The sequence below is a fragment of the Bacillus sp. CR71 genome (genome assembly GCF_003429245.1).
Classification (GTDB): Bacteria; Bacillota; Bacilli; order Bacillales; family Bacillaceae_G; genus Bacillus_A; species Bacillus_A thuringiensis_S.
Genome location: NZ_CP031748.1, coordinates 346,345 through 358,141, shown reverse-complemented (window position 1 = coordinate 358,141; position 11,797 = coordinate 346,345). Strand labels below are relative to the sequence as shown.

Sequence of the window (11,797 nt, the reverse complement as noted above, 5' to 3'; positions counted from 1 at the left end):
CTATCTATTATTTCATGAGATGAAAAAAAACCTCTATGTTTAGATTTATCATTATTCCCACCTTTTTGCAACTATCATACCATAGTTGCTATACAAACATTTTTCCACTTTTGACAGTTAATCAAACGTTTGTTTAAACGATTTTGTCTCATTTAAACAAACGTTTGATTAACCTAGAAAAACACCCATGTACGGGTGTTTTTCTGCTTAATCTTTAAAAGTCACTACTATTATCGCTTATTAATCTCTTCAAGTAAGATTTTGTTAACAAGCGGTGGATTTGCTTGTCCTTTTGTAGCTTTCATAATTTGACCAACTAAGAACCCAATTGCACGGTCTTTACCGTTTTTAAAGTCTTCGATAGATTGCCCATTATTATCAAGAATTTCTGTTACAACTTTACGAAGTGTACCCTCGTCAGAAATTTGAACAAGACCTTTCGCTTTAACGATTTCTTCTGGGTCTCCACCTTTTTCGATTAATTCATTAAATACTTTCTTCGCAATTTTAGAAGAAATTGTACCTTTTTCAATTAATTGAACCATTTTAGATAAACCAGCAGGCGTTAATGCAACGTCTTTTAATTCTTTTTGTTGTTTGTTTAAGTATGCAAGTACTTCACCCATTAACCAGTTCGATGTTAATTTCGCATCAGCACCGTCTGCAACAGTCGCTTCAAAGAAATCAGACATTTCTTTCGTTAATGTTAATACGTGTGCATCATAAGCTGGTAAGCCAATTTCTGCAACGTAGCGAGCTTTACGCGCATCTGGAAGTTCTGGAATAGAAGCTCGAACTGCTTCTTTCCACTCATCGTCGATGTAAAGTTCAACTAAGTCTGGCTCCGGGAAGTAACGGTAATCGTCAGATCCTTCTTTCACACGCATTAAGATTGTTTTCTTCGTTGCTTCATCATAACGACGTGTTTCTTGTTGGATGATACCACCAGATAACAGTTCTTTTTCTTGGCGCACTTGCTCGTGCTCAAGACCTTTTTGTACGTAAGTGAATGAGTTTAAGTTTTTCAGTTCCGCTTTTGTACCAAACTTCTCTTGTCCAACTGGACGAAGAGAAATGTTCGCATCACAACGCAGAGAACCTTCTTCCATCTTACAATCAGATACACCAGTATATTGAATGATTGATTTTAACTTCTCTAAGTATGCATATGCTTCTTCTGGCGTACGCATATCTGGCTCAGATACGATCTCGATTAAAGGCATACCTTGACGGTTGTAGTCTACTAATGAACCATCAGCTGTATGCGTTGATTTACCAGCATCTTCTTCTAAATGAAGACGTGTAATACCGATACGTTTCTTTTTACCGTCTACTTCGATTTCAATCCAACCATTTTCACCAATTGGCTTATCAAATTGAGAAATTTGGTAAGCTTTCGGATTATCTGGATAGAAATAGTTTTTACGGTCGAACTTCGTTTCCGTTGCGATCTCACAGTTTAATGCCATTGCAGCTTTCATTGCAAAGTTAACTGCTTCTTTATTTAAAGTAGGAAGTACCCCTGGGTATCCTAAGTCAATTACACTTGTTTGTGTATTTGGCTCCGCTCCGAATTCTGTTGGACTCGCAGAGAAAATTTTCGAATTTGTTTTTAACTCAACGTGAACCTCTAAACCAATAATTGTTTCTAAATTCATCTATGCTCGCCTCCTTACAGACTTGCTTTTTTTGTATGATAGTCTGTTGCTTGCTCAAACGCATGTGCAACGCGGTAAATTGTCGCTTCATCGAAGTGTTTACCAATGATTTGTAGACCAAGTGGCATGTTGTTAGCACCGAATCCACATGGAACTGAAATCGCTGGAACACCCGCTAAGTTTACTGGGATTGTTAAAATGTCATTTGCATACATTGTCATTGGGTCGTCAACTTTTTCTCCAACTTTAAATGCCGGAGTTGGTGTTGTTGGTCCAATAATAACATCATAGTTAGCAAATACATTTTCAAAGTCATTTTTAATTAATGTACGTACTTGTTGTGCTTTTTTGTAATATGCATCATAGTAACCAGAGCTAAGGGCAAATGTACCAAGCATAATACGACGTTTAACTTCATCACCGAAACCTTCACTACGTGTGTTTTTGTAAAGATCTAATAAGTTATTTACATTATCAGAACGAACACCGTAACGCACGCCATCAAAGCGTGAAAGGTTAGCAGATGCTTCAGAAGAAGATAATAAGTAATACGTTGCTAGAGCGTATTTAGAGTGCGGAAGAGATACTTCCTCCCAAGTTGCGCCCATACCTTCTAATACTTTTAAAGCAGCTAGTACTGACTCACGAGCTTCTTCGCCAACACCTTCGCCTAAGTATTCTTTCGGTACAGCAATGCGTAAACCTTTAACATCGCCTGTTAAACCAGCTAAATAGTTTCCAACTTCAACATTTGCAGAAGTTGCATCCATGCGGTCAATACCTGAAATAGCTTGTAATAAGTATGCATTGTCTTCTACTGTACGTGTAATCGGTCCGATTTGGTCAAGTGAAGATGCGAATGCTACTAATCCGTAACGAGATACGCGTCCGTAAGTTGGTTTTAAACCTACAACACCGCAATATGCAGCCGGCTGACGGATAGAACCACCCGTATCAGAACCTAGAGAGAATAGTACTTCTCCCGCTGCTACAGCTGCTGCAGAACCACCACTAGATCCGCCCGGAACGTAATCTAAGTTCCATGGGTTTTTCGTAGCGTAGAATCCTGAGTTTTCATTTGAAGAACCCATTGCAAACTCGTCCATGTTTAATTTACCGATTGTAATCGTGTCAGCAGCTTTTAGCTTTTGCACAACTGTCGCATCATAAATTGGATCGAAGTTTGCTAACATTTTACTCGCACAAGTTGTACGAAGACCGTTAGTTACAATGTTATCTTTTACACCAATTGGCATACCGAATAATAAACCATTATCTTCAGCGCCGATTTTTGCATCTAATTCTTTCGCTTTTGCGCGTGCATTTTCTTCATCTAATGTAAGAAAAGCTTTTACGTTATCTTCAACATCCGCAATACGTTTGTAAGATTCTTCTACTAAATCCGTAACGGAAATTTCTTTGTTGTTTAATTTCTTATGTAACTCTGATACTGAATGATCAAATAATGACATCGAAATTCCCCTCCTCTATTCTAATACTGCTGGAACACGGATTTGATTATCTTTGTGATCCGGTGCATTTTTTAATACTTCTTCGACTGGTAAACCTTTTTCTGGTACATCTTCACGCATAACATTTTTCATAGTTAATACATGAGTTGTTGGTTTTACATCTGTTGTATCTAATTCATTTAACTGTTCTGCAAATGTAACAATTGCATCTAGTTGTTTTTGAAATTTTTCAGCTTCTTGATCAGTAATTGCAAGACGTGCTAAATGTGCTACGTGCTTTACATTCTCAACGGAAATTCTTGACACGGCTAGGCCACCTCCATAATATATCGTTCAATCTACAATACTATTGATGATACCAAATTTTCAGTACTTCAAGCAAGTCAACACACGGCACTTACGCCATTTTTACATAAAAAAAGAAAGGCAAATGCCTTTCTTTACAATTTACTCTTTATCTAACGGTTTATTTTTCGGAAATCTCTCGTTATCTTCTTCATTATCACGAATTGTTTTTTGTAACACAAAACAAGACATCGTTAAAAATAGTGTTCCAATTAAATAGTATCCTTTTACACTAAGCGTTTCATCTAACGTATAAATCCCAATTAGCATACCTGAAAGCGCACAAACAAATGAAGTCCATGCTAAAAATGTGAACGCTTGCGTATTACGTCTTCTCATCGTTCTCCCCCTCGTTAGCTGTATACCCATTATAGATAAGTATATTTACCATTATGGATTTTTATGTAAATTCTAGTTTTATATTTATAAATCTATCATAAAAGAATACTATTTTAAAGGAAGTTTTCTGTCTAATCTGAAAAAAACAATCTAAACAATTGGTTTTTCAGATTACCTTACTGTTCGCTATCTACTTTCATTCATAAAAAAAGACCAGGAAAACTCCTGGTCCATTACTCTACTTAACAAACATTGGATTCTACGTTATACAAAATTGGAAGGTACAGAATTAGGGTTCGTTTGTTAAGTAGATTATATGTTGAACGAACTAACAGCGGAGGGGTTCCTTCTGTTAGTCCATTAAACCCAATCATTATTTTACGATTTTTTCAAGCTCCTCAAGTGAAAGGTCAACTGAAATTGAACCATCATTTGTTTCTTTCTTAATTGCATCTGTTACTTCTTTTGAATGATATAATTCAATTACTTTTTTCAGTGTTGGATCATCTTTATCTTTCGTACGAGCTGCGAAAATATTAATATAAGGCTTCGCATTTTCATTCTTTGGATCTTCTAAGAAAATAGGATCCTTCGCTGGATCTAATCCAGCTTGACCAGCAACACCGTTATTAATAACTGAAGCTGCTACATCTTTTAATACACGAGGTGTTTGCTGTGCGATAACCGGCGTGATTTTTAATTTCTTCGGATTTTCAGCAATGCCGCTTGGATCTCCAAATAAGCCAAAATCTTTTTTAAGCTTTAATAATCCAGCTGCATCAAGAAGTTTTAATGCACGTGCTTGGTTCGTTGGATCGTTTGGAATTGCAATTTCTGAACCATCTGGGATTTCATTTGCTTTCTTATATTTTTCAGAGTATAAACCCATTGGTGCAATTTGCGTTGTACCAACAGCTGTAATATCTAACTTATGCTCTTTTTTAAATTGCTCTAAGAAAGCAATATGCTGGAATGAGTTTAATTCAATATCTCCATCAGCTAACGCTTTATTTGGCGTTGTGTAATCAGAGAACTCAATCAGTTTAACTTTAATCCCTTCTTTTTCAGCTTTTTTCTTCAAAATTTCCCAAGCGTCTCCATCCGTTCCAGTTACACCGACGCGAACTACTTTTTCTTTCGCTCCTGCACCCGTGTCTCCACTTGAGCAGCCGCTTAATGCTGAGATTCCTACAATCGCTGATAATGCAAATGCTAAAATTTTCTTCATTTTCTTTTCCTCTCTTCCTTTTTATGATCTGCGTAACAAGACTTTCGCAAAGTAGTTTCCTAAATTTTGAGCTATCTGTACGAGAATAATAAGTAAAACAACCGTTACGAACATAACCGATGTATCAAAACGTTGATAACCATATGTCATTGCCAAGTCACCAAGACCGCCACCACCGACAAGCCCAGCAACTGCAGAAAATTCAATTAAACCAACTGTCATAAACGTGACACCTAAGATTAATGGTGCTAACGCTTCTGGTACAAGGATTTCAAAAACGATTCTAATTGGCGAGGCGCCCATTGCTTGCGCTGCTTCAATTACTCCTTTCGGAACGGAAACAAGATTTGTTTCAACCATTCTAGCAATACCAATTGATGCGACTAACGTCATCGGGAAAATTGCCGCTGCTGTTCCAATCGTCGTTCCAATAACGCTTCTTGTTAGTGGGCTTAAAGCTACTAAAAAGATAATGAATGGTACCGGACGAATTGTATTAATTATGATGTTAAGAATAGAAAAGACCCATTTATTTTCTAAAAAGTTTCCTTTTCTCGTTACATATAAAAGTAAACCTAGAGGTATACCCAGAATTGTAGCGAATATAAGTGTTACAATTACCATTAAGAGGGTATCTCCCGTCGCATCTAGTATGCGCGGCCAAAATATACTCCAATCAACTCGCATGAGCTTCTACCTCCTTCAGCTGCACTTGCAGTCTTAGATGTTGTAATGCTTTTTGAATTTCCCTCTGCTCACCTTGCAATTCTACAAGCAGATTTCCAAATAGCACATTTTGAAGTTCAATAATATTTCCGTACAGTACATTTACATCAACGTTATAGTTTTTTGCAATATATGATAGTACCGGCTGTCCTGTCTCCTCACCAGTAAATGTTAGACGATAAATTTGACCACCATTTTGAATTTTCGCTAGAACACTTTCTGGTAAATGATCATTAATAACAGAACGTACAAAGTTTTGAGTCGTCTTTGTTTTTGGTTGCGTGAAAACATCAAACAGTTTTCCTTCTTCAATAACTTTTCCCTTCTCCATTACAGCTACACGGTGACAAATTTCTTTCACAACATGCATTTCATGTGTAATAAGAAGAATTGTTAAATTGTATTCTCGATTTACTTTCTTTAATAAGTTTAGAATTTCTGTCGTCGTTTCTGGATCTAAGGCTGATGTTGCCTCATCACATATAAGAATATCTGGCGATGTCGCAAGTGCTCTAGCAATACCAACACGCTGCTTTTGTCCCCCTGATAGCTGTTCTGGATAATAGTTTGCTTTATCTTCTAACCCTACAAACCTCAGCAGTTCATTCACTCGTTCCTTTATCTCGTTCTTTGGCAATTTCGCTAACTTTAATGGATAAGCAATATTCCCAAACACTGTTCTTGAATTAAATAAATTAAAGCTTTGAAAAATCATTCCGATTCTTTGTCTTAGTTTGCGTAATTCTTTCGTCGATAATGATGTAATATCTTTATCATCTATTGAAATCGTTCCTGCCGTCGGTCTCTCTAACATATTTACTAAGCGTAATAATGTACTCTTTCCAGCTCCACTAAAACCGATAATGCCAAAAATTTCGCCTTTCTCAACTGATAATGTTACATCCTCCACCGCATGAACAAATTGCCCAGCTGATTCATACACTTTACTTACATTGTTAAAAGAAATCATTTTTCCCCCTCCTATATGCTGTAAAAACTTAAAGTAGAGCTTTCGAGGTAAAATAAAAAGTGCCCTCCTTCTTATCAACCATAAAGATAAGAAGGAGAGCACTTATATGTACTCGTTCACATCTTCTCATCTTCCAAGCCTTTATATGGCTTGCTGGAGTTAGCACGGTATTAAAAAACCCGTTGCTGAGGTATCGTAGGGCCAGTCCCTCCACCTCTCTGGATAAGAATGTATCGATTTAATTGTCGTTTAATTAATTCTCATTATAGAACTCAGAATAATAAGAGTCAATACATTTTTTAGAAAAATATTAATTATTCCTTTATTAAAATTTTCAGATGAATATTCATCTGAAAAATAGTAACTTTCAAGGTTATTTAAAATTCTTCTTCCTCATATTTTTAAACAGGAGAATCCTCTCTACAAATTGAATAAATTTATTTGAATATGAAACTCGGAGGAAGATAAATATATGAAAACAGCTCTTTTACTCGTCGATATTCAAAACGATTATTTTCCAAATGGAAAGATGGAATTGCGTAATCCAGTAGAAGCAAGCGAATATACTAATCAGTTATTACAACACTTTAGAACAAACAGCGAACCTATTTTTCATATCCAACACGTAGCTATAAAAGATGACGCTACTTTTTTCCTACCTAATACAGAAGGTGTACATATTCATGAAAGCGTACGTCCACTTAGAGAAGAAACAGTTATAGTCAAACATTATCCAAATAGCTTCCGAGAAACTAATCTTCTAGAGCAATTAAAACGTTTAAATATTGAACATGTCGTTGTATGCGGGATGATGACTCATATGTGTATCGATGCAACAGTAAGGGCTGCATTCGATTTTGGCTTTCAATGTACCGTTATACATGACGCTTGTGCTACAAAAGACCTTTCTTTTAAGAACGCTACTATACCAGCTGTTTATATTCACAATACAATTTTAGCTAGTTTAAATGGCGTATATGCAAATGTAATAAGCACGCAAGAATTTTTAGCTACATAAAAAAACACTCCTTTCAGTGAGCAAAACTGAAAGGAGTGTTCCTTGTCGAACCATAGATTTTCTTTCAAATTGTATTATACAGGAAATTCTCAAAATGAATACTAAAAAATATGACTAATAAGTCAACTTTTCTCATCATTTTATTTCTGTTCACATGTTTATCACGCTATTAATAGGTTTTAGCTCATTCCCTTCGAACGATGGTAATATATAGGATTTCAATTTTAAAAGGAGCTCTTCACATTCTGTGAAGAGCTCCTCTACTATTTCTTATAAAGTTTCAGAAGTAGTTTTTGCTTGCATGTGAAGTGCTAAGTAATCAGGTCCACCAGCTTTAGAGTCTGTACCAGACATGTTAAAGCCACCGAATGGTTGGTAACCTACGATTGCACCAGTACATCCACGGTTGAAGTATAAGTTACCAACGTGGAAGTCTTCGCGTGCTTTTTCAATATGGTCACGGTTGTTAGTAATAACAGCACCTGTTAAACCGTATTCCGTATTGTTTGCAATTGCAAGTGCATGATCGAAGTCTTTCGCTTTACAGAATGCTACTACTGGTCCGAAGATTTCTTCTTTCATTAAGCGAGCATCTTCTGCAACGTCAGCAACGATTGTTGGTTGGATGAACCAGCCTTTAGAATCGTCTCCTTCGCCACCTGCTAAGATTCTACCTTCTTCTTTACCAATTGCAACATAGCTCATTACTTTATCAAATGCAGCTTGGTCATTAACAGGACCCATGTTTGTACCTAATACTGCTGGGTTAGCAACTGTTAATTCTTTCGTTAATTCAACAGCACGATTTAATACGTGATCGTATACATCTTCATGGATTACTGCACGAGAACATGCAGAACATTTTTGTCCTGAGAATCCGAATGCTGATGCAACGATAGACTTAGCTGCTAATTCAAGATCTGCTTCTTTATCAACAACGATTGTATCTTTACCGCCCATTTCAGCGATAACACGTTTTAACCAAATTTGTCCTGGGTTTACTTTCGCTGCACGCTCATAGATACGGATACCTACATCACGAGATCCCGTGAAGCTTACGAAACGTGTACGAGGATGATCTACTAAGTAGTCACCAACTTCAGAACCGTTACCTGGAACGAAGTTTACTACGCCAGCTGGTAAGCCAGCTTCTTCTAATACTTCCATAAATTTCGCTGCTACTACAGGAGTTGTACTAGCTGGTTTTAGTAATACTGTGTTACCAGAAACTAAAGCAGCTGTTGTCATACCTGCCATAATTGCGAATGGGAAGTTCCAAGGAGAAATGATAACACCTACTCCTAATGGAATGTAAGAGAAACGATTATATTCAATTGGACGGCTTTCTACTGGAATACCGTCTTTTAATTTTAACATTTGACGACCATAATATTCCATAAAGTCGATTGCTTCTGCTGTATCAGCATCTGCCTCATTCCATGGCTTACCTGCTTCTTTTACAAGAATAGCAGAGAATTCATGTTTTCTGCGACGAACGATTGCTGCAGCACGGAATAAAATGTCTGCACGCATTTCTGGCTTTGATTTTCTCCAAGTTTGGAATGTTTCATCCGCTACTTGCATTGCTTTTTCAGCTAACTCACGGCTTGCTTTTGAAACACGACCAACAAGTTCCTCTTTATTTGCAGGGTTTACAGAAACAATTTTGTCTTCTGTAGTGATTTTTTCTCCCCCAATAATTAATGGATAGTCTTGTCCAAGATAAGATTCTACTTTCTTTAAACCTTCTTCAAACGCTAATTTGTTAGCCTCCACTGAAAAATCTGTAAATGGCTCATGTTTGTATGCTACTACCATTTTTTTTAGCCTCCCCTTAGAAAAACGTTTACATTTTACAACATTATTCTACACGATAATTTAGATTTATTCAAATATTCCTAGACTTATATTTTAAAAATTAATAAATTTTTAAAATATAATAAAAAAAAGAGATTCATACATGCGTATGAATCTACAAAATATGAGTATATTCCAAAACATTTTTCCCGATCAATAATATAGTAACTAATAAAAATAAAGTTCTTACATATCCAACACCTTTTTGAACCGCAAACTTCGATCCAAAATAAGCACCTAAGATCATTGATAATCCCATGATAATACCGTATTCAAAATGAATTATGTCTAAAAATAAAAAAGTAATTAAAGATACAATATTACTAACAAAGTTCAAAAGTTTTCCAGATGCTGCCGCTTGAATAAAATCCAAGCCAATTAATAAAAATGCAAAAATTAAAAACGACCCTGTCCCTGGTCCAAAAAATCCATCATAAAATCCTATCATTAAAATAGCAAAGAAAAATATTAATGTTTTTCTTTGCGTCATCTTCTTATAGGTAGACACACTTCCCCAATTCTTTTTTGCAATAATATAAATAGCAATAAATACCAACATTACAAGTACTAATGGGCGTAAAATATCCGATGGAATAAATTTTACTACTAAAGCGCCTGCAACAGCTCCAACAATAGTTAACGGGATTAACTTTCCTACAATTTTAAAATCAACTTTTCCTGATCGAATGAAATACATCGCACTCGTAAACGTCCCCATCGTTGCCGCTAATTTATTCGTTGCAATTGCCGAAGCTGGCGATAAGCCAACAAACATAAGCGCCGGAAGCGAAATTAACCCTCCTCCTCCAACAACCGAATCAATAAAAGCTGCTAAAAAACCGAATGCAATTAATAAAATAATGACTTGAAAACTTAATTCTTCCATGAGCTTTACCCCTTACCCCTATTATTTACAACATTTTAAATTATAACAAAATTGCATAAGAAAAAAAGCTGTTCCTTAGAGGAACAGCCTTCATATTTAATCTAAAATTTTCACAAGTGGTTCATCTTGTTTTGCTTCACGTATAATAATGGCTTCTGGGCGTTCTACAGATTTAATTGTTACTTGTACTTTCATATAATTCGGGAAGTATTCCATAACAAGCCCTGCCACATATTGTGTAAAACCAACTATTTCAGCTTTTCCATTAAATTGGACAGGAATATCAAGCTTCATTTCTCTTAATTCATCATCTCTATACATACCCGTACCAATAACAGCTGTATAGTCGCCTTGGAAATAATCGCTTAGTTTTGCCTTAAAGTTGGATACTCTTGCAAGATCTTCACGTTTATTATCTGTTTTCGCTTGCTCTGATGGGAACAAATAATATTTTTCATTAATTTGTTTCCAATCTTCAACCGTTTCACTACCTTTTTCAACATTTGCATAAGAAACAAAATTACCTGGCACAAGTGACGCCTTCGGAGCCTGACGATAAATTGCAAATGTGATCGGAAGGTTTTTTGTTTCAGGATCTTTTTGATGCATAAACTTCAAGACTTCTTGCGCCATTTTTTTCCCTTCAGCTAACATTTTTTCATTCGAGATTGTAGCTTCACGCGGGTAACCATGTTCTTCATTATAATAATGCACTGAATTCATTGCTAATCCAACTACAATGCCGCTACGCTCATCTTTGTCGCCGTTTTTCACATAATAATCATGCTCTAAAATATTGGAAATATATATTGGATTTTTTTTGTTTTTTTCTTCTAGTATTTCGGATCCTTCACCTAAAGCTGGATTTAATCCTATGTTTGGAAATTTAACTGCATCTTTTTTTAATGTATCTTCTAGTTCTTTCTGTTCAGCATTTGTACGCTTTCTTTTAACAAGCATTTGTACATATTGAGCCTCTAGAGTATCTCCGCCTTTAAAGAAATGATCTTTCGTACTAAATGATTCCTTCGCAATACGCATTAATCCTGTTTCAAATTCATCTATATCAAGACGATTATTTACTCCTTGCACGACTAAACCACGTGCCTTTCCACCATAAAATGGAATAGTCGTCTTATAATATTCATCCGACATAGCGTATTTTGGGACAACTGATTGTTCTTTTGCTTTCCCCGATTTCTCAGACACTTTTTCATCTTTGTCGGCACCTGCACTACACCCACTTACAAGTAGGCCAAGGCTTAATACCGCTAATGCTATTTTTTTCATGGTAAGTT

General features: G+C 36.0%; 10 protein-coding genes, 1 pseudogene and 1 riboswitch. Of the genes and pseudogenes, 1 reads left to right on the top strand and 10 read right to left on the bottom strand.

Annotated features, from left to right (window positions below; genetic code table 11):
- Positions 1-230 precede the first annotated feature (230 nt).
- From gatB to DOS87_RS01915, 7 genes are all read right to left on the bottom strand, one after another.
- Positions 231-1,658, bottom strand: a complete 1,428-nt coding sequence (gene gatB / locus DOS87_RS01945) for an Asp-tRNA(Asn)/Glu-tRNA(Gln) amidotransferase subunit GatB (RefSeq protein ID WP_001047684.1) — start codon at positions 1,656-1,658, stop codon at positions 231-233.
- A 14-nt stretch (positions 1,659-1,672) separates the two neighbouring features.
- Positions 1,673-3,130: an Asp-tRNA(Asn)/Glu-tRNA(Gln) amidotransferase subunit GatA gene (gene gatA / locus DOS87_RS01940; protein ID WP_000051441.1), complete on the bottom strand. Its 1,458-nt coding sequence runs from the start codon at positions 3,128-3,130 to the stop codon at positions 1,673-1,675.
- 15 nt (positions 3,131-3,145) lie between these two features.
- Positions 3,146-3,436, bottom strand: coding sequence for an Asp-tRNA(Asn)/Glu-tRNA(Gln) amidotransferase subunit GatC (gatC, locus tag DOS87_RS01935; protein WP_000086999.1), 291 nt, complete (start codon positions 3,434-3,436; stop codon positions 3,146-3,148).
- Positions 3,437-3,577: 141 nt separating this feature from the next.
- Positions 3,578-3,814: a YiaA/YiaB family inner membrane protein gene (locus tag DOS87_RS01930; protein ID WP_001254393.1), complete on the bottom strand. Its 237-nt coding sequence runs from the start codon at positions 3,812-3,814 to the stop codon at positions 3,578-3,580.
- Positions 3,815-4,187: 373 nt separating this feature from the next.
- The gene (locus tag DOS87_RS01925) at positions 4,188-5,042 is read right to left on the bottom strand and encodes a MetQ/NlpA family ABC transporter substrate-binding protein (protein ID WP_000721588.1); all 855 of its coding nucleotides are present in this window, start codon (positions 5,040-5,042) and stop codon (positions 4,188-4,190) included.
- Between the two features lie 21 nt (positions 5,043-5,063).
- Positions 5,064-5,729: a methionine ABC transporter permease gene (locus DOS87_RS01920; RefSeq protein WP_001261865.1), complete on the bottom strand. Its 666-nt coding sequence runs from the start codon at positions 5,727-5,729 to the stop codon at positions 5,064-5,066.
- A complete protein-coding gene (locus tag DOS87_RS01915; RefSeq protein ID WP_000622964.1) occupies positions 5,719-6,738 on the bottom strand; it encodes a methionine ABC transporter ATP-binding protein in 1,020 nt (339 codons plus the stop codon). The genes DOS87_RS01920 and DOS87_RS01915 overlap by 11 nt, the downstream gene beginning before the upstream one ends.
- A 123-nt stretch (positions 6,739-6,861) precedes the next feature.
- Positions 6,862-6,967, bottom strand: a riboswitch (SAM riboswitch).
- A 243-nt stretch (positions 6,968-7,210) separates the two neighbouring features.
- Here DOS87_RS01915 and DOS87_RS01910 point away from each other — a divergent pair.
- Positions 7,211-7,776 (top strand): annotated as a pseudogene (locus DOS87_RS01910) (cysteine hydrolase family protein).
- Positions 7,777-8,026: 250 nt separating this feature from the next.
- Here the strand turns inward: DOS87_RS01910 and pruA are convergent.
- The 3 genes from pruA to DOS87_RS01895 form a co-directional block, all read right to left on the bottom strand.
- Positions 8,027-9,574, bottom strand: a complete 1,548-nt coding sequence (pruA, locus tag DOS87_RS01905) for an L-glutamate gamma-semialdehyde dehydrogenase (protein WP_000259555.1) — start codon at positions 9,572-9,574, stop codon at positions 8,027-8,029.
- Between the two features lie 154 nt (positions 9,575-9,728).
- Positions 9,729-10,499, bottom strand: coding sequence for a TSUP family transporter (locus DOS87_RS01900; protein WP_000391975.1), 771 nt, complete (start codon positions 10,497-10,499; stop codon positions 9,729-9,731).
- 96 nt (positions 10,500-10,595) lie between these two features.
- On the bottom strand, positions 10,596-11,789 hold the full coding sequence (locus DOS87_RS01895) for a CamS family sex pheromone protein (RefSeq protein ID WP_000717037.1): 1,194 nt from the start codon (positions 11,787-11,789) through the stop codon (positions 10,596-10,598).
- Positions 11,790-11,797: the final 8 nt, after the last annotated feature.